Origin of the sequence: Alteromonas sp. CNT1-28 (genome assembly GCF_022348345.1) — a bacterium.
Lineage (GTDB): Bacteria > Pseudomonadota > Gammaproteobacteria > Enterobacterales > Alteromonadaceae > Alteromonas > Alteromonas macleodii.
Genome location: NZ_JAKREZ010000001.1, coordinates 201,632 through 220,710, shown reverse-complemented (window position 1 = coordinate 220,710; position 19,079 = coordinate 201,632). Strand labels below are relative to the sequence as shown.

Here is a 19,079-nt window from a genome sequence, read left to right as displayed (position 1 = left end):
TACAACTTCAAATTACTGAGGCTGCATCACTTTAACTATTATCAGTGACTTCCTGATTAAGCGCCAGTTTTGACAAACTTTCTTGCAGTGCCTCAACGGTGACAGGTTTGGTAACGATGTCGTCCATCCCTGCTTCTTTAAATGACACGTGCCGCTCTTTGAATGCTTCGGCGGTAAGTCCTATAACTGGGGTTTTGCTAAGCTCTCCATCAAGCTTTCGAATGCGTTTTGTCGCTTCAATGCCGTCCATCACTGGCATGTGCACATCCATGAAAACAACATCAATACCGCCCTCTTCTACTCGTGCAGAGGCTTTCAGTCCATTATCAACGTGCTCAACATCACATTTCAGCTGTTCTAAGAGTGCCTGTGCTACCACAGCATTAATGGCATTATCTTCAGCCAACAGAACTTTAATACCTTCTGGTAAGCTAGCGCGCTCTGCTTGTCGCACGGAATCCGAATCGGCCGACGACTCCACCACGCGACGACTCTGCACCTTGGCGGTAACGGTGAAACATGAACCTTCGCCTACTTTGCTCACCACCTTAATATCACCACCTAATATTTGTGCAAGCTGCTTTGCAATAGCAAGACCTAGCCCAGTGCCACCGTATTTACGCGTAATTGATGAATCGGACTGCGTAAACTTATCAAAAATATGCTCGAGTCTGTCTGGCTCAATACCAATACCGGTATCTTTAACCGCAATTACCAAATGGTTCTCGCTCACGGTATCCTGTGAAGGCTGTTTGAGTTTGGCGGAAATAGTCACCGTGCCCTTATGAGTAAACTTAATTGCGTTACTCACCAAGTTAATGATTATCTGGCGTAACTTCGTAATATCACTGGTTACTGCCACCGATTCCATGTTCTTACTTTTGTAAACCAAACGCGTACTATTGGCGCTAGCATTGGTACCCAGTAGCGTAATAAGGTCATTCAGCATTGCGTCAAGATCGAACTCTGTAACGTCAACTTCTGACATACCTGATTCAATTTTTGAGAGATCCAGAACATCGTTGATAACGGTCGCTAGAATAGACGCCGATGATTTCAAATCGCTGGCATACTGATGCTGTTTATCCGACAGTTGCGTATCAAGAAGTAGCGTTGCTAATCCCTGAATACCGTTCAGTGGGGTGCGAATTTCATGACTCATTACTGCAAGAAAATCCGTTTTTGCGCGGTTTGCTTGCTGAGCTTGAGCAACGTATTGCTCTATTTCACCAGACATTGCCTCAACGTCTCGCGCTAAACTACCTAACTCGTCGTTTTGCTGTAAGTCTATACTGACCTTCTTATGGTCAACCGCAATGCGACTTGCTGCTGATTTTATTTTTTCGATAGGAGAAACAACAAACACCTGTGTGACTCTTCCCATAAGCAAACTGACAATAACGACAGCAAATAGCGTCACTAATGACGTTAGCCACGCAATAGTAGATAGGAAAGATTGCAGTGCGTCAGCAGGCTGTAATACGGTAACTTTCCAATTCCATGGCGCAAATTCCGCACACGCAAATAACACGTCAGCATCGTTAATATTCGACTCACCAAAGGCGACCTTACGACTGGCAATGGTTGCGATTGTCGCATCTTCGACATTAGGAACCACAGTGTGCTCCATCGTACTAAACACCACAGTATCGGCACTCTTGTCACTGATCGCAAAGTGGCGGTCGGTGGCTTGCTGCAACGACTTTAGCTCTTCAAACACTTCCTTTTGATAGGCCTCGCGAAACACAGGCACATTCTCTAGGCCCGACTCAATAAGCAGTTCACGTCTTTCGTCAATGATCTCTAAAACGTTTAATGTAAGCGTCTGAGTGAGGAGCTGATATTCTCTTTCGCGTACTGAATCGTACGCCGTCAAATAAGCCCAATACCCTGTAAGTGCCATACCAATTAATAAAATTGGAATGTAGATAACCAGCAGTTTCGATTTAATCCGCATACTTACTTCTAATTAGGCCTTATTGATACACATGTTTTTTCGACAGCTTCAAGTAATTTGAAGGAATGGGTAACTGCAGTTTGATTGCTGTAGACACATTTACCGCTACAGTGTACGTATCCATTTTATCAACGGGAATGTCCCTCGCCGATTTTTTCTCAAGAATTAGCTTGGCTTTTCTTGCAGCTGATTTGCCAATACTCGCTGGCTCAGATACTACGCCAAGAAGCGCACCTTCTTTCACAGAGGAAATGCTTTCTGCAAATAAAGGAAGCAGTCCCGTAGCTTCTTTTACCTTTGTTACTAAGCCATTCGATTCCGCGAGCGGCCCAGATGAAAGCCAGTAACCATCCAGCTCGTTTGTTTTTTGCTGCAAGCTGTTGATGATGCTGTCAGTCATTTCAACCAGTCCATCATCGCCTTCTATATACGGTGTACTAACAGCAACAAGATTTATGTTCTCGTAGTCATCATTCAGTGCCAGAAGTTGATTAACCAAGTTGCTTGACGATGGGTATGTAGAATGGACTAGACCGATGGTAAAAAGCGATGAGGGCTTAGACGCTCTGAGCACGCCCTCTAACATATCTAGCTTTACCTTTGCGTCTAGCACGTGTGACTCGCCCGTCATGTTGCGTTCACTAACCGCACCAATAGCAGAAACTATTCCTTCTTCAACCGGTGCTGAGACCGCCATAAACAGCTTAGGTACATCAACAAACTCTTCAGACGCATTCAGCGCTCTGGTGGCAAGGGTCGCCACCGATACAATAAGGTCAGGCGCTGGGTTTTGTGCAAGCTCGGTAAGTATCTCCTTAGCACGAACTTCAGAGCCTTCGGCGTTATACGATGTTACGTTAATCTCGTGATCGGGCATAATCCGCGCAAGTTCCTTTTCGAACTCGGCCCGCGAATCAGCGACAATGGGAACAGGCAGTGTTTCAAGAACAATTAGGTCCAGGGTTTCTTTCGCAAAAGCAGCACTAGCGCCCCACATCAAAGATGATAAAGCTAAAAGAAGGGAAAACCAGACCTTTGTCATGACTGTGAACCTAACACAACTAACTGAAAATACGCACATATAGACGTATCATAAAGTTATTCGAAGGTCATTCATAGTGGAAGTTATAACCAAATATTCAATACTGGGAATAGCTTTCTTAAAACTAAGATGCGATTTCCGCAAATGCGTTAACACTAAACAGGCGCGCTTCTATATCGTAAATCGGCATCGACACGATAATTTCATCAACCCCCGTCGCTTCAACAAACTGAGCTAGCTTGTTTTGCACCGTTTCTTTCGACCCTACCAACGCATACCTCAATACATTCGATAACATTGCTTCGTCAGTCGCCGTACAATATTCGTCAAAGTTAGGCATAGGCTTAGCGAAAGGCCTATTAAGACCACGTCGCATGTTCATAAATTGCTGCTTCACTGACGTGAATAGGAGTTCAGCCTCTTCATCGGTTTCAGCAATCACCACCATTACCCCAGCCATTGCTTTTGGCGCTGATAACTGAGGCGACGGTTTGAACATATTGCGGTACACATGAAGCGCATCGAATAGCGCATCGGGCGCAAAATGCGAGGCGAACGAATATGGCAGCCCCATCTTTGCCGCCACCTGTGCACTGTACAAGCTAGAACCAAGTAACCACAAGGGCACGTGGGTATTCGCCCCTGGAACTGCAACAATCGGCTGCCCGTCTTGCGGTGTACCCAAGTAGTGCTGAAGTTCCTGAATATCTTCTGGGTAACTGTCCACATCGCTTTGCAAATTACGACGAAGCGCGCGTGCGGTTGCCATATCAGTGCCTGGTGCACGGCCAAGTCCAAGCTCTATGCGATTGGGAAATAATTCAGCCAAGGTGCCAAACTGTTCAGCAATGACCAAAGGTGCATGGTTAGGCAGCATAATACCGCCCGCACCAACTTTAATGGTAGCGGTGGCGTTAGCAATGTGCGTTAACACTACTGAAGTGGCAGAACTGGCAACACCATGCATGCCGTGATGCTCTGCTAACCACACACGTTCATAGCCACAGCGCTCAGCTTCCACAGCCATTAACTTTGAATTGTTTAACGCGTCTTTTACGCCAAACCCTTCAGATATTGGCGCTAAATCTAGCAGTGAGTATGGGATAGCCATGTTGCCTCGCAATGTTGAAACTTGGTGATAGCTTAAAAATATAAACTTACTTCCCGTTTAACAACGGTGTTACTACATAAAATAATGTGTAGCATGATTACAACATGCTTACCTACCCTTGCAACAATGCTATACTGATGAGTGGTTCTTTTCTCTCGCTCAATACCTGAATTATTCGCCTAGGTAGGCATCAATCTGATATCGTAGTTGGAAAATAAAATACATGTAGCTCTTATCAAACTTTGGCACTATTTGTGGCAGCTCACTTACCTTTGTTTAGCAATGAATCGCAAATAAAAAATCCAAATTTAGCTATATGTCATTTATTGAATCCACCTCTAGGTGAGCTCTTTAGACATTGAATTAACGCCCACATGGCGAAAAGACTCAATAAGTTGAAAAAATAATTTCTAGGTTATTAAAGCAGGTTTAAAGGTAGATAAAATTTAATGGATGAAAAACATAATAAAGCCACTAGAACCTTAAAGGCTGTCGATTTCTTCTGTGGTGGTGGAGGAATGAGTTATGGAATGCAGACGGCAGGAGTAAAAGTAATCGCAGGTATCGATTATGAACCAGCTTGTGAAAAAACCTATTTAGCAAATATTAAAGATGCCAAATTCATTAATTGTGATGTTTTCGAATTAAATGAGAAAAAGTTATCTAAAGATTTAAAATTAAAACGTAATGATAAAGATTTAATTTTAATCGGATGTAGCCCTTGTCAGTACTGGAGCATAATAAATACGGACAAGAAAAAGTCTGAACAATCTAAAAGTCTTTTAGTTGAATTTGAACGGTTTGTTAAGTTCTTACGTCCAGGTTATGTGGTTGTAGAAAATGTTCCTGGTGTACTTCGAAGAAAAAAAGAAAGCGGTTTAGAGACTTTCATCCAATGGTTAAAGGAAGATGGCTATGTTGTTCATTTTGAGATTCACAATACAAATGATTTTGGAGTACCGCAAAATAGAAGAAGATTTACACTTATAGCGAGTAGAGTTGGCAATCAAGAGGTGGTACCTAAAATATGCTCAGATAAGCTAAATGTTTCAGATGTTATTGGCGAAGCTAATGGATTTCCTAAAGTGGAAGCTGGGCATGTAGATAACTCTAGCTTCAAGCACAGTGTTGCCAAAATCACACCGAAAACTCTTAAAAGACTTAAAAAGATCAAAAAGAATGGTGGGGATAGACTGGGGTTTGCTGATGACCCAGAACTACAGCTACCTTGCTTTGTAGGAAAAGATAATTCTTTTAAAGATACATTCGGTCGTCTGTGGTGGGATAAACCATCGCCTACTATAACGACCAAGTTTTTCAGTGTTTCAAATGGTAGATTTGTTCACCCAGAAGAAAATCGAGCTTTATCGTTAAGGGAGGGAGCAACGTTACAGTCATTTCCTAAATCATTTGAATTTCACGGCACCAGTATGGAAGCAATAGCCAGACAAATAGGAAATGCAGTCCCACCTGAATATTCAAGGAGAATCGCACTAGCGATTATAGAGAACAGCAATGGCAAACTTTAAAACACGAGCAAGAGCACTAGATTTATTAGGCAGGCAGCAAATTGCGGGTATACCAACAGCAATAAATGAGTTACTTAAAAACGCTCACGATGCATATGCCGATAATGTTGATATTGATTATTTCAGAATAAATGATCTTTTTGTGTTGAGAGATGATGGCGTAGGTATGTCAAAAGAGGACTTTGAAACTCGTTGGCTTACACTTGGCACTGAATCCAAAGTGATACACAGAAAATCAAGTCCACCACCAACCGATCCTTCTAAACCCAAGCGGGTTGCAATGGGAGAGAAAGGCATAGGACGATTAGCTATTGCTTCAATCGGTAAACAAGTATTAATAGTTACCAAGGCTAAGAATCAGGAAGAAGTCACAGCCGCCCTAATAAATTGGCAAATTTTTGAGCTGCCAGGTCTGAATTTAGAAGATATTGTTATCCCTATTAGAACTCTTACAGAGTTGCCAAATAAATTGATAATAGATTCAATGAAAGAGGAATTGATAGAGTCTTTGGATAAGCTGCTAGCACAAGACGATATCACTGATGCAGAATATATGAATATAGGATCAACAATAAAAGCGTTTAACGCTGTTCCATCTGACCTACATCATAAACTAAACCGCAGCAATGATCTTACTGATTACCAATCTAGTGGAACCTATTTTTTCGTATCTCCTGTCGATGAAACACTGAAATTTGATTTAGATGGTTCATCCGTTGGTAAAGAAGCCACCAAAATAGAAAAAATGCTCATGGGTTTCCACAATACAATGACCCCTGATCACCCGAAGCCAATTTTAGATATCGTATTTAGAGATTACAGGGTAAATGATGGCACTTACGTCGATGTTATTGACAAAGAACAATTCTTCACTGTAGATGACTTCGAAGTTGCAGACCACCACTTTAAGGGCCATTTCGATGAGTTTGGACAGTTCAAAGGTACAATTAAGGTTTACCAAGAAAAAACATATGAACATATAGTAAATTGGACCGGTAACAACTTTAACAAAACTAGCTGTGGTCCATTTGAAATTAATCTAGCTTATGTTCAAGGCAAAAAGACTCAGACTATATTAAATAATGAAGATTTTGCGAGGATAAGTGCAAAAGCGGATAAATTTGGAGGGCTATATGTATACAAGGATAATATACGTATCCTTCCGTACGGTAATTCCGATGTTGATTATTTAGACGTTGAAAAAAGAAGATCAAAGCATGCTGGCTCCGCATTTTTTTCTTATCGCAGAATGTTCGGTGTCATTAATCTAAAGCAAGAAGATAACTTCAAACTTAAAGAAAAAGCTGGGCGAGAAGGTTTCATTGAAGATAAAGCGTACCGTCAATTCAGAAATATACTTATAAATTTCCTCACTCAGCTGGCAACAGATTTTTTCAGAGAAGATATAAATGCAAGCCCTAAAGCAGAAGTTTGGGCTAATAAAAGAGCAGAAATAGAGGCATCTCATAAAGCCCTAGAAAAGCAAAATAAGAGGGCTAGAGCGAAAAAAGAGCGATTTGAAAAAGCTTTAAATAAATTTTTCTCTGATAACCAAGCAGGTCTTATTGAACAAGAAGTTGGAGCTATTTTTACAGAAGCTGCTCAAGGGTTTAATACTATATATTCTATTAAAGATCATGATCTAGCTAGTCAAAAGATAATAGATACTGAATCAGAAACCAGACAAAAGCTTAATGATTACAGGAAGTCTATTATTGTTCCAACACCAAGAGGTTTCCTTGTGAGAGGTGAACTAAAATCAGACTATGAAGCTTATCTCAGTGAATTTGATCTATTAGAAGAAAATTTATTCTCTAAAACAATAAAAAAAATTGATGAACTGGTTGATGAAACAGTTAAGAAGTTACAAATATCTATCAGTAAAAGAAAGCGTTTAGAAAAGGCTGTTGATTTTATATCGCAAGAAGCAAAAGCAATCAATGCTCTTAAAAAGAATACAGCCACAGAGTCAGCCAATGAGATAACAAAAAGAGTAAAAGAGCTAACTACAGAGCTGATGGTAGACCTAGACGACCAAATTAGACAAGTAAAAGATAGATTTAAAACTATATCAATTGATAATGAAGCTGATATTGATTTAGTTGCAAAACGAAAAGAGTTATCGGATGAAATAACCTCAGTAAGTGAAAGAAATACAAATATATTAGATACCATAATTAGGCAGCTAGAAGGTATCTATTGGGAAAAAGATGAAGATAATAACTATATAACAAACGAACAAATAACGAGTGCTTTAGGCGAAGAATTAGAAGAGCTGAAAGAAAAAATCCATACGGATGTAGAATTAAGTCAATTAGGCTTAGCTGTAAGTATTATTCATCATGAGTTTAACAGCACAGTTAGATCTGTTCGCTCTAGCTTGAAAGATTTAAAGGCCTGGTCTGATGTAAATCAAGACCTAGAAGGTGTTTACAAGAATATAAAAATTAATTTCGAGCATCTCGATGGATACTTGAATTTGTTCACGCCACTAAACAGAAGACTTTCACGCAAATCCGAGAGCATAAAACTGCTCGAAATAAAAGCTTTCCTAAAAGACTTATTTGGCAGTAGATTTGCGCGGCATGAAATCGCTTTTAATCATACAAACGGCTTTGCAAAAGGTAGCATAAATGGCTACCGCTCTTCTTTTTATCCAGTGTTTGTTAACTTGATTGACAATGCTATCCACTGGTTAAATGAAAGTGGCATTTCTAATAAAACTATTAGACTCCACGCTGAAGATGATGGGTCAGTGTATGTTTCAAACAATGGGTTAGAAATCCCTCAACAAGACAAAAACAAAATTTTTCAATTAGGATTTAGTCGAAAAGAAAATGGAAGAGGTATGGGCCTGCATATAAGTAATGAAGTTCTAGAAACTGCGGGTTACAAGTTGTTATTAGCTGAGCCAAGAAAAGATGCCACCGTAACGTTTAAAATAGCTAAAATGGACTAAGAATAATGAGTTTCAGGGATAAATCTAACGAAATTGCAAATGAATTCCTACAGACTGTAGTATTTCTCGACGACAAAGCGTACGGCACAACAGATCAAGCAGATATAAATCATGACTTTGATGTGAAGTCAGTAGTTAAGTCGTTTGCTCATAACAAGAAGGTTTGTTCTGTTTTCCAACCAGAAGTTGAGAATGACATACACCTTTTTACAGAAATAGCTCAAAAAGCCGACGTGGTAGTTCTTGACTGGCGAATTATCATCGACATTGAAGATTCTGAAGAACTTGATGATGAAGAAGATGCTGTAGTTGACGACCATAACGGTCATTACACTAAACAAATAATAAATAAATTATTAGAATCAAAGAGTAGTCAAAATAGCTTAAAGTTAATTGTCATCTACACAGGAAACCCTGAACTACAAGCAATAGCAGCTAGTATATTACAAAGCTTGCAGGGCGCAGGTATTGACGGGTTTTCGATCAATCAATATGACGAATGCAGCATTAATTCTCATAGTTGTAAAATATTAGTTCGAGCTAAGTCCAATGGAGGTCTCAACCGTGGACAGCATGCCCCAGAGCTAATTGAAAAGTCAGTTACTTACGAAGAACTCCCTGAATTTATTAACTCTGAATTCGCAGAGATGACCAACGGCTTGTTATCAAACTTTGCTTTAAAAGCTTTGGCAGCTATAAGAGAGAATAGTTTTCAAATTATAAATGTCTTCTCAAAAAATCTTGATTACGCATATTTGGCAAATCAATCTCTATTAATTAACAACCATGACGCCAATGAATTATTAGTTGACCTCATAGGCGATACATTTGTATCAATATTACGTGCTAATGATGCAAATAGTTTACTTGATACAGAGCTTATTAGCATATGGCTAGAGGATAACTTACAAGCTCAAGAACAACCTAGCAGATCCAAATCTGGTGAACTTGAAGAGAAAACTTTCTCTGTATCTGTACAAAATGCACTCGATTTATTGAGCTCATGTAGTGATGTTAAAGAAAAGTTTGTTAATACTCTAGGTGAATTGAACAACCTGTCTAAGGGTAATGTAGGGAAAAACTACAAAGCCTACGCTTTTGATATTTTCTCTGATTCTCAAGGATATGGGGCACACCAAGAGTATGCGAAACTTTGTCAACATAAGAACCTAATTCATAATCAAGGTTATATTCCTTTTCTAAGTTTGGGTACCGTCGTCAAAAGTACTCATGATGGGAAGTATTTCGTTTGTATCCAACAGCGTTGTGATTCAGTGAGAATCGCGAATGGTGATATACGGAGGTTCCTGTTCATATCTTTGGATTTAGTTGATCATAATAGTCCATTTGATTTCATTACACCAAATGGAGAAAAACTCTACTTAAACCGAAAAACCTATGACTTAAAGACAATTAAGTTTTTAGCTTCTGATGATGGCTCGGTAAGAGCTGAAAGAGATCAAGACTCTCTTATATTCAAACAGTTTCATCAAATGGAGGATGGAATAGAGAGTTTTGAATATTTATTTGAGCTAAAAGAGCTCTATGCTCAAAGAATCGTAGATGATTACAGCTCTGGTTTATCTCGTGTAGGTTTGGATGAGCCTGAATGGGTTAGACTAAGCAAAAGATAATACTCTAAAAACCTAATTTAAAACGGTCACTAGATGTGACCGTTTTGTTTTGAACTCTAAAACTGTAGCGAACTTATAAGTTTCTGACTTTAATATTTGTTGCGCACATTAAACACTGTTTCGAACATTATTTAACGTGCACATAAGTGCTTCAGCAGTGTACTTTATTCCACCGTAACCGACTTCGCCAAGTTACGCGGCTGGTCAACGTCGGTGCCCTTAATTAGCGCTACGTAGTAGCTCAAAAGCTGTAGTGGCAAGGTATAAATGATAGGTGCGATTGGTTCGTCGCAGTGCGGTACGTTGATAACGCGCATGGTTTCATCACCTTCAAACGCCGCATCTTTATCCGCAAATACGTACATGATGCCGCCACGGGCACGTACTTCTTCAACGTTCGACTTTAGCTTCTCGAGGAGTTCGTTGTTCGGTGCAACCACAATAACGGGCATTTCGTCATCAATAAGCGCAAGTGGGCCGTGTTTCAATTCACCAGACGCATACGCTTCCGCATGAATATAAGAAATCTCTTTAAGCTTAAGCGCTCCTTCCATGGCAATAGGGTATTGATCGCCACGACCTAGGAACAAGCTGTGGTTCTTATCTGCAAATTCTTCAGCTAAATCTTCAATGCCACCAGTTATCGCTAAGGTCTCTTCAAGCTTTGCAGGCAGACTATGAAGCGCAGAGACAATAGCTTTGCTGTCAGCGTCTGTCATGCCGTTTTCTTTGCCCAGTGCTAGGGTAAGCATTAAGAACGCAGTGAGCTGAGTAGTGAAAGCTTTGGTAGACGCAACGCCAATTTCCGCGCCAGCGCGGGTCATAAATGCAAGGTCTGACTCGCGTACTAATGACGAACCCTGAACGTTACAGATAGTCAAACTAGACATATAGCCCAGCTCTTTTGCTAAGCGAAGGGCAGCTAACGTATCGGCTGTCTCACCTGATTGAGAGATAGTAATAAGCAGGCTGTTTGGGTGCACTACTGACTTGCGGTAACGGAATTCTGATGCAATTTCTACGTTGCACGACACATTTGCATATTGTTCTAGCCAATAGCGCGCCGTCATACCCGCATGGTAGCTGGTACCACAGGCAATAATTTGTACATGCTGTACTTTTTTGAATATCTCGTCAGCACCTTTACCAAATATGTCAGCAGTAAGTCCGTTTTCGTCAATACGATCTTTAAGCGCATTACGAACAACGGTTGGCTGCTCGTGAATTTCCTTAAGCATGTAGTGGCGGTAACCCGCTTTGTCACCCGCGTCGTGCTCGATATTCGACTCAATCACTTCGCGTTCAACGGCATTGCCGTCTTTATCGAAGATTTTAACGTCGCGACGAGTAATCTCTGCCACATCGCCTTCTTCTAAAAAGATAAAGCGGCGTGTCACTGGCAATAATGCCATTTGATCTGACGCAATGAAGTTTTCGCCAAGCCCCAAACCAATTACAAGCGGGCTGCCCGAACGTGCAACCACTACGCGACTAGGATCTTCTTTATCCATGATGACGGTGCCATACGCACCGTGGAAGGTTTTAACGGCACTTTGCACAGCGTCTAGTAAAGTCTTACCTGACTTAAGCTCTTCGTGTACGGTGTGAGCAATAGTTTCTGTGTCGGTGTCGCTGGTAAAGGTATAGCCCTGCTCTTTTAACTGTGCTTTTAAGTTAACGTAGTTTTCAATAATACCATTGTGAACAACAGCTACACGTTCAGTTGAAAAGTGTGGGTGCGCATTCGCTTCAGTCACACCACCGTGCGTTGCCCAACGGGTATGAGCAATTCCAGTTGTACCCAAAGCTTCACCTTCTGCCACCGCATCAGCAAGCTCTTGTACTTTGCCTGTACGGCGAATACGCGTAAGCGTGCCGTCGCCTTGCAATAGCGCTACGCCAGCTGAATCATAGCCGCGATACTCCAGTCTTTTTAAACCTTCTAATAGGATTTCAACCACGTTACGCTCAGCTACAGCGCCAACTATTCCACACATAATTATTCTCCACTCGGCGCTGCAATAAGTACTGTCACGCCCTGATTTTCAATATTAAGTTTGTCTTGTTCACAAATGCCTTCATCAGTGATCAAAACAGAAATGTTTTTCCAGCTTAGCTCTAGGTTAGGCATTTTATGCGTTAATTTCTTTGAGCTGGCTACTATAACCACCTTACTCGCCGCCACAGCCATGGCGCGGGTTACACCAATAAGCTCGTTAAAGGTGGTGGTGCCTCTATTGACATCTATGCCCGCGGCACCAATAAACGCAAAGTCAAAACTATAGGCACTAACCAACTGTTCAGCCATAGCGCCTTGAAACGACTGAGATTGGGCATCCCATGTGCCCCCTACCATTAACACCGTCGGCTCTTTTTCACTTTGGGTAAGGTAATTGGCGGTTGATAATGTGTTGGTCATTACCACTAAATCATCGGCATGTGATAAATGGGGTAAGATGGATGCGGTGGTAGACCCGCAGTCTATAACGAGCTTATTGCCCGGTTTGACCAAGCTCGCTGCAAGTTGGCCTATAGCGTTAATTGCTGGGCTAGTAGTTGAATTCGCGAAAGGGTCACTGGTAATAAACTGAGATGGCCCAGCATTTGAGTTGGTAGATGATGGTACAGGCACTGCGCCACCAAACTGTCGAATCAGTAAACCTTGCTGCGAAAGGGCTGCGAGATCTTTTCTAATGGTGACTTCAGACGTAGCAAAACGCACAGCCAAATCTTCAACTTGTGATTGACCATGCTCTTTCACCCACGCCACTATCTGCTGGCGGCGCTGTTCAACTGATTTACTACTTTTCAATATAACCTCATGCTCTTGCTGCCTTCTCGCTAAACCTTCCTGTACGCCTTGTTCCAATTGAGAACAAGCCATGAAAAGTCTGCAAAACAGTCCGCAAACACATCTTCAACATTCAACCATAACTTTCAAAACGAAAGATATTAGTTTTAAAGTGAAAGTATCGTAAGTTAAATTGAAACGACGATCAAGGTAATTGTTTAATTAAACGCCAGCGATTTCTTTTGAGCACTCGCTTTTATGGCTAGCTCAATGACTTTGATAACAGGTACGACCGTACTTGCGTCAGCCGGCGAGAATTTACCGTCTTCAATAGCGTGAGCAAGGCGATTGAAAAACGTGAGATATTCACCCTTCAATGTTGTCACCGTCTCTTCAACTAGCTGGCCGCTTTCATTGACCACAGCTAGCACGCCATGCTCGTTATCTTTTGTAATCGCCCAGTGTTCATCATCAAAGGATAGCTCTCCACGCAATTGATCTTCTTGCGGATCTAAATAGAACTTTCGAAAGCTGCCTTTTGTGCCTTGCAAGTCGTAGCGCAATGTTGCTCCTCCCTGAAAGGCTGAACTACCTAGTTTTACAACTTTATCAACATAGTGAAGAGTTACATCGAACGTGTCGTCTGACTGCCCATTTTCACGCAAGGCCTGTATGTTTGCCGACACTTCTTCCGGCTCGCCGAAAAGCTGTAGCGCTTGGTCGATTAAGTGGGGACCCAAATCCCAGAAGATACCGCTTCCTGGCCCTGCATTTTCACGCCACCTGTCTCGTGGTACCGGGCGAAATCGATCGAAGCGGCTTTCCAAACGTTTAATGTCGCCAAGTTTTCCATCGTTAATTAGCTGCTTAATCGTAAGAAAATCGCCATCAAAACGTCTGTTGTGATAAACACAAAGCTGTTTATTTTGAGAATGTGCAAGCTCTACTAAAGCTTCTGCTTCTTCACTATCTAATGTAAATGGCTTTTCTACCAATACGTGACAACTGTGCTCTAATGCCAGTTTCGCCTGTGGCCCATGAAGGTGATTTGGGGTTGTAATAACCACCAAGTCTACATCGTGAATTTTAAGCGCTTCTTCCAACGAGCCATACACTTCAGCATGGGGTAAAACTGCGTTAACCACATCAGGTTTTGAAGAGATAACCACATCGACAGAGAACTGCGGTAGATAATTTAGAAATGGCAAATGAAAGGTTGTGGCGGAAAATCCAAAGCCAACCAGAAGGGTAGATATCATCGCATATCCTTATTTAAAAAGAATCAAGAGGTAAGTAAACACACACTATCAGTAATGATAGATAGGGGAAACCTCAGATGGTTCATTATTTAGAAGACAGATAGCTGAATGAGTTGCGTTTACAGCGACACAGTGGACGTTAATTCAAGCCCTCTGATTTTGTCATCTTTCTGACTGGGCGATATTTTGATAGGACTAAAGAAGAAACTGGGCTAGCTAATCACTATTTGTGTTTGCCAGCCCTATCTCATCATATAACCCGTTAGCGAGCTTTAATTAGGGTACGTCTTTATTTTTTGGTCGGGCGCGGCCAATTTGGAATATTGCGCTGCTTACCGCGGGCAACGGCTAGCGCGTCTTCGTCTACGGTTGACGTGATCACGGAACCAGCACCTACCGTAGCCCCTTTGCCAATGTTTACAGGCGCGACAAGCGACGAGTTTGAGCCGATAAAGGCATTTTCGCCGATGACGGTTTTGGACTTGTTCACACCGTCGTAGTTACAGGTAATTGTGCCTGCGCCAATGTTCGCTTTAGCACCCACTTCAGCGTCGCCAAGGTAGGTTAAGTGATTCGCTTTGGCGCCTTCACCTAAAATAGCCTTCTTCATTTCAACGAAGTTACCCACTTTGGCATTTTTCTGCATTACTGCACCTGGGCGTAGTCGAGCGAAAGGCCCGACCGTACAGGCTTCACCCACACTGGCTTCTTCAACAATAGAATTAGCTTCAATTACAGCGTTATCGGCAATAGTACAGTTGCGCAGAATACAGTTTGCACCAATGTTGACGTTGCTACCAAGTGTCACCTTACCTTCAACAATAACGTTAACGTCGATAATGACGTCGTTACCGGTTTCAAGCTGACCACGTAGGTCAAAGCGAGCGGGGTCCAGCAAGGTTACGCCATTGGTCATTAGCTCTTTGGCTTGGCGACGCTGAAGCGCGCGTTCTAGGTTAGCTAACTGCAAACGATTATTAACGCCTTCCACTTCTACCGCAGACTGTGGCTGTGCTGACTGAATTCGCTTGCCTTCGGCCGCTGCCATGGCAATAACGTCGGTAAGATAATACTCGCCTTGCGCGTTATCATTGCTTAACTCACCCAACCAGCGCTTAAGATCAGCGCCAGACATCATCATCATGCCAGTGTTAATTTCTTTGATTTCACGCTGAGCATCAGTGGCGTCTTTGTGCTCGACTATCGCGGTAATATTGTCATTTTCGCGAATAATGCGGCCCATACCTGTGGGGTCGTCTAAATTTACAGTGAGCAGTGCTAAATCACAGCTTTCCTTTGCTGCTTTTAATGCACTTAGTGTTTCTTCGCGAATAAGTGGTGCGTCGCCAACAAGTACAAGCACGTCTTCATCATCTTTAATGTGGGGTGCAGCTTGTTGAACAGCGTGGCCTGTACCTAACTGTTCGGCCTGTAAGCACCAGTTTAGATTGTCTTCAACAACCGTTGCCTTTAGCTGGTCGCCGCCATGGCCGTAGACCAAATGAATATTGTCAGCACCCAGTGATTTTACTGTGTTGATAATGCGCTGCACCATAGGCACACCAGCTACTTTGTGTAATACCTTCGGTAACGACGATTTCATACGGGTACCTTTACCCGCTGCTAATACAACCACTGAGAAAGCCATATAATTCCTTTATTTCGCAAAGAGAATGAAAATCGGAGTATAGTGTAACCAAGGCCCAACAATATGTCAGCGATTGATTCACTTTGAGGTCTGACCGGACGACTTCACATTGCGCTTTTGCTCTTCGTTATTTAGTCTAAGTTAAAAGAAACCGCCTAGTAGTTCATTATTGCAACAGGTATACTCAACACTTAGGTTAGGTTCAGTCAGGCAAGGGAGCATGCGCAGTCTGTGAACACATTTCGTACACTACATAGAAGTATTCTGGTGTTATTTGCGGTAGTGGTTATCGCTATTGTGACACTGGTTCATTTCAGTATTTCAAAAATCGTTGCCGAACAAAGTCGCGCACAGCAGCAGTCACTGTCGCCTGCAATATCGCTTATCGTCGAGCAACTTCTTAAGCCTCTACATATTTCTGAAGCATTAGGGCATTCCACTGAGTTGGTAGACTTGATGGATGGAGAAACAATTGATCAAGATGCTGTTTTTAAGACATTGGATCGCCTTGAAAATGAGTTTGGTTTATCTTTCTTTATCGCCAGCGAGGCAGACAGAAAGCAATATAATTCTGACGGCAGTATTATCAACCTTATCGAAGGTGAAGTAAGCTGGTACTTCAAATATCGCGATTATCCCGCTGATGCCGTTGCCGATATTGGTAAATGGGAAGACACACACTTTTATATTGATATTAAAATTCACGACAAAAATGGCCGCTTTTTAGGTTTTTTCGGTGTAGGAAAAAGCCTGCGCAGCTTTATCGAAGTGTTCGATACCTACAAACAAGAATACGGCTATGACTTCTTATTCGTGGATAGTGAAGGCGATATTATGTTGTCTTCAGATCCAAGTCTTATCGCCTCTTACTCAGAATTCACCAACTTGTCCGAGTTGCCTTGGTACGCGAGTTTGCCAGTAACAATTCAAAGCGAGCAGGCGCTGAATAACAAGCTGGTCACTATTGACCAAAAAGACTTTCTGATTGCGGAAGTTAAGCTGAATCAATTTGGTTGGACTGTGTTTCTTTTAAGTCCGCTTGAAGACCGCCAAGCAGAGATTTCTCAAGCGTTTATTTTTAGCGTGGTAACGCTGCTGGTTGTTGTCTTCTCGCTGTTCTTACTTATCTACAATCTACTGTACTATTTCAGAAAAGATATGCAGCCAGACTTGGTGGTACGTCACAGCAACCGACTTCCTGAAAAAGATAACTTGCAGCTTATTTATAAAACGCTGTTAGCCGAGCACAAATCACTCAGCGTAATGTTGCTAAGCGTTGACGAATTTTCAGATATTGTAGACGCCCACGGCCGTAATGCGGGAGATGACATTCTTGATAAAGTGGTCTCTTACTTAGCTGAACATATGCGCGACCAGGATATATTGGGTAGATGGAGTAGCGCAGAGTTTATAATCTTGTTGCCACACACGGGCCCCCATGTAGCCTTTGATATAGCGCAAAACCTTCGACATGGCATAGCTACGCTTTCACCATTGCAAGAGTTACCGGAAATTGTGATTACCGCTTCTATTGGTATTTCTTACACTGCGTCACCGCGCGCTATGCACGAAGTAACAGCGCACGCGGAAGACGCGCTTTATCAAGCCAAGCGCGACGGCAGCAATTTAGTAAGAATGCAGCTGATTGACTAGCCCTAGTTCAAGCTAATCTAAGCAGGTTTAATTTTGAGGCGTTTTCTTTTGAGAACGCCTGTGGTTAACGCCACACCGAATAAAATCATTAAACCACCCACAATGGTTTGAATCGATAAGTGCTCTTGCAAGAACAGTACACCCCAAATAATGCCAAATAGTGGTACTAAGTAAGCTACGGTAATGGCTTTGGCTGGGCCGATGTCAGCTATGAGTTTGAAATACAAGATATACGCTATGCCCGTGCCACCGACAGCCAGCGCTACCGCGTTAACCCACGCATTTACGCTTGGCATAGTGGCGGGCAGAGTTGCAAGGGCGAAAGGTGCCAGCATTACGCTTGCCATGGCCTGACTACCTGTTGCAACAACTAAAGGTTTAACCCCTTGTAGCCATTTTTTCATCATACATGCCGCTATGCCGTAGCCAGTGGTGGCCAATAATGCAGTCAAAATAGGAAGAAAACTAATATCGCCCTCGCCGAGCTTTTGCTGACTAATAACGGTTACGCCTACAAAGCCTACAAAAAGCCCCGCTACTGCTGACTTTGTTAGTTTGTCACCTAACCACAGCCAAGCGACAATGGCGCCAAACATAGGAGCCGTGGCATTTAAAATGGCATTCACCCCTGCCTCTAAATGTAGGCTGCTGTAATTAAACAGGACGAAAGGCACCGCAGTGTTAGCCATGCCCACTAGCGCAATGGCCAACCAGTGTCGCTTTATGTCTTTAACCGACCCTCGTATTAACAGCAATGGTAGCAATACCGCTGTAGCAAGCACGGTACGAATGGCTACTAATACATAGATGCCAAATTCTGGTGCGGCAACACGCATGAAAATAAATGAACCGCCCCAGATACCGGCTAACACCAGCAGCGCGATAATGTCTCTTATTGCCATTCTTTTATCACCATTTTCTTATCACCCATTCTTTTATAGCCCCAGCACCCCCTGGGCTCCTTCTAAATTAAGTAAATACTGCTTACGCGGTAAACCACCTGCGTAGCCCGTTAGGGTTTTATTACTTCCGATTATACGATGGCAAGGTACAACAATAGCAATAGGGTTACGACCATTTGCCATACCCACGGCGCGGACAGCTTTTGGGTTGCCAATGGCTTTTGCGATATCTAAATAGCTGGCCGTTTCGCCGTATTTAACTTGCTGCAAGGCATCCCACACCTGGTTCTGAAACGCCGTACCTTTAGGGCAAAGCGGTAGGTCAAACTCGCGTAATGTACCGTCAAAGTATGCCTGTAATTGACTGCACGCTGCTTCGGTGATGGCGTTTTTTTGCGAATGAAAGCCGTTGCTTAGCACGCGTTCTTGCGCTGCAGTTTCTCTGCCTATACCACCCTGCCTCGCGTTGGCCGTATTACCTGATTCAGCGGCACTCACGAACTCGATAGCCGTTATGCCTTTATCAGAGGCTTCAACTTTAACAAGCCCCTGTATGCTGTTCACGAAATCTGTATATTTCATACTTACGACTCT

At 42.5% G+C, this 19,079-nt stretch carries 13 protein-coding genes; 4 read left to right on the top strand and 9 right to left on the bottom strand.

The genetic code is table 11. From position 1 onward, the window contains the following. Nucleotides 1–31: 31 nt before the first annotated feature. The 3 genes from MHN02_RS00950 to MHN02_RS00940 form a co-directional block, all read right to left on the bottom strand. Nucleotides 32–1,957: an ATP-binding protein gene (locus MHN02_RS00950; RefSeq protein WP_239244150.1), complete on the bottom strand. Its 1,926-nt coding sequence runs from the start codon at nt 1,955–1,957 to the stop codon at nt 32–34. Between the two features lie 19 nt (nt 1,958–1,976). Beyond that, nucleotides 1,977–2,999, bottom strand: coding sequence for an ABC transporter substrate binding protein (locus MHN02_RS00945; RefSeq protein ID WP_156078990.1), 1,023 nt, complete (start codon nt 2,997–2,999; stop codon nt 1,977–1,979). 124 nt (nt 3,000–3,123) lie between these two features. Continuing rightward, nucleotides 3,124–4,110, bottom strand: coding sequence for an LLM class flavin-dependent oxidoreductase (locus MHN02_RS00940; protein ID WP_069945164.1), 987 nt, complete (start codon nt 4,108–4,110; stop codon nt 3,124–3,126). Nucleotides 4,111–4,559: 449 nt separating this feature from the next. Here MHN02_RS00940 and MHN02_RS00935 point away from each other — a divergent pair, with 449 nt between their 5' ends. From MHN02_RS00935 to MHN02_RS00925, 3 genes are read left to right on the top strand one after another with little or no spacing between them, the layout of a single operon-like run. Beyond that, a complete protein-coding gene (locus tag MHN02_RS00935; RefSeq protein ID WP_239244148.1) occupies nt 4,560–5,639 on the top strand; it encodes a DNA cytosine methyltransferase in 1,080 nt (359 codons plus the stop codon). Continuing rightward, nucleotides 5,626–8,598 carry an ATP-binding protein gene (locus tag MHN02_RS00930; protein WP_239244146.1) on the top strand — a complete coding sequence of 991 codons (2,973 nt, stop codon included), beginning with the start codon at nt 5,626–5,628 and terminating at the stop codon, nt 8,596–8,598. The genes MHN02_RS00935 and MHN02_RS00930 overlap by 14 nt, the downstream gene beginning before the upstream one ends. A gap of 5 nt (nt 8,599–8,603) precedes the next feature. Then, nucleotides 8,604–10,232 (top strand): response regulator receiver domain, encoded by a 1,629-nt coding sequence (locus tag MHN02_RS00925; RefSeq protein ID WP_239244144.1) that lies wholly within the window; start codon nt 8,604–8,606, stop codon nt 10,230–10,232. A gap of 164 nt (nt 10,233–10,396) precedes the next feature. Here MHN02_RS00925 and glmS read toward each other — a convergent pair whose 3' ends face one another. From glmS to glmU, 4 genes are all read right to left on the bottom strand, one after another. Next, nucleotides 10,397–12,229 carry a glutamine--fructose-6-phosphate transaminase (isomerizing) gene (gene glmS, locus MHN02_RS00920; RefSeq protein WP_014951234.1) on the bottom strand — a complete coding sequence of 611 codons (1,833 nt, stop codon included), beginning with the start codon at nt 12,227–12,229 and terminating at the stop codon, nt 10,397–10,399. A gap of 2 nt (nt 12,230–12,231) precedes the next feature. Continuing rightward, nucleotides 12,232–13,044, bottom strand: coding sequence for a DeoR family transcriptional regulator (locus tag MHN02_RS00915; RefSeq protein WP_014977723.1), 813 nt, complete (start codon nt 13,042–13,044; stop codon nt 12,232–12,234). 197 nt (nt 13,045–13,241) lie between these two features. Further along, on the bottom strand, nt 13,242–14,282 hold the full coding sequence (locus MHN02_RS00910; protein ID WP_039221615.1) for a Gfo/Idh/MocA family oxidoreductase: 1,041 nt from the start codon (nt 14,280–14,282) through the stop codon (nt 13,242–13,244). 289 nt (nt 14,283–14,571) lie between these two features. Continuing rightward, a complete protein-coding gene (glmU, locus tag MHN02_RS00905; RefSeq protein WP_171337239.1) occupies nt 14,572–15,930 on the bottom strand; it encodes a bifunctional UDP-N-acetylglucosamine diphosphorylase/glucosamine-1-phosphate N-acetyltransferase GlmU in 1,359 nt (452 codons plus the stop codon). A gap of 231 nt (nt 15,931–16,161) precedes the next feature. Between glmU and MHN02_RS00900 the strand changes: the two genes are divergently transcribed. Further along, a complete protein-coding gene (locus MHN02_RS00900) occupies nt 16,162–17,583 on the top strand; it encodes a diguanylate cyclase (RefSeq protein WP_061486779.1) in 1,422 nt (473 codons plus the stop codon). A gap of 17 nt (nt 17,584–17,600) precedes the next feature. Here the strand turns inward: MHN02_RS00900 and MHN02_RS00895 are convergent, their stop codons facing one another. Both MHN02_RS00895 and MHN02_RS00890 read right to left on the bottom strand, forming a co-directional pair. Then, nucleotides 17,601–18,485, bottom strand: a complete 885-nt coding sequence (locus MHN02_RS00895) for a DMT family transporter (protein WP_039221610.1) — start codon at nt 18,483–18,485, stop codon at nt 17,601–17,603. Between the two features lie 33 nt (nt 18,486–18,518). Further along, nucleotides 18,519–19,067, bottom strand: coding sequence for a methylated-DNA--[protein]-cysteine S-methyltransferase (locus MHN02_RS00890; protein ID WP_039221607.1), 549 nt, complete (start codon nt 19,065–19,067; stop codon nt 18,519–18,521). Nucleotides 19,068–19,079: the final 12 nt, after the last annotated feature.

What these genes read in the sequence shown, in the direction of transcription:
- MHN02_RS00950 (WP_239244150.1), bottom strand. Translation starts at nt 1,957, where the DNA reads ATGCGGATTAAATCGAAACTGCTGGTTATCTACATTCCAATTTTATTA.
- MHN02_RS00945 (WP_156078990.1), bottom strand. Translation starts at nt 2,999, where the DNA reads ATGACAAAGGTCTGGTTTTCCCTTCTTTTAGCTTTATCATCTTTGATG.
- MHN02_RS00940 (WP_069945164.1), bottom strand. Translation starts at nt 4,110, where the DNA reads ATGGCTATCCCATACTCACTGCTAGATTTAGCGCCAATATCTGAAGGG.
- MHN02_RS00935 (WP_239244148.1), top strand. Translation starts at nt 4,560, where the DNA reads ATGGATGAAAAACATAATAAAGCCACTAGAACCTTAAAGGCTGTCGAT.
- MHN02_RS00930 (WP_239244146.1), top strand. Translation starts at nt 5,626, where the DNA reads ATGGCAAACTTTAAAACACGAGCAAGAGCACTAGATTTATTAGGCAGG.
- MHN02_RS00925 (WP_239244144.1), top strand. Translation starts at nt 8,604, where the DNA reads ATGAGTTTCAGGGATAAATCTAACGAAATTGCAAATGAATTCCTACAG.
- glmS (WP_014951234.1), bottom strand. Translation starts at nt 12,229, where the DNA reads ATGTGTGGAATAGTTGGCGCTGTAGCTGAGCGTAACGTGGTTGAAATC.
- MHN02_RS00910 (WP_039221615.1), bottom strand. Translation starts at nt 14,282, where the DNA reads ATGATATCTACCCTTCTGGTTGGCTTTGGATTTTCCGCCACAACCTTT.
- glmU (WP_171337239.1), bottom strand. Translation starts at nt 15,930, where the DNA reads ATGGCTTTCTCAGTGGTTGTATTAGCAGCGGGTAAAGGTACCCGTATG.
- MHN02_RS00895 (WP_039221610.1), bottom strand. Translation starts at nt 18,485, where the DNA reads ATGGCAATAAGAGACATTATCGCGCTGCTGGTGTTAGCCGGTATCTGG.
- MHN02_RS00890 (WP_039221607.1), bottom strand. Translation starts at nt 19,067, where the DNA reads ATGAAATATACAGATTTCGTGAACAGCATACAGGGGCTTGTTAAAGTT.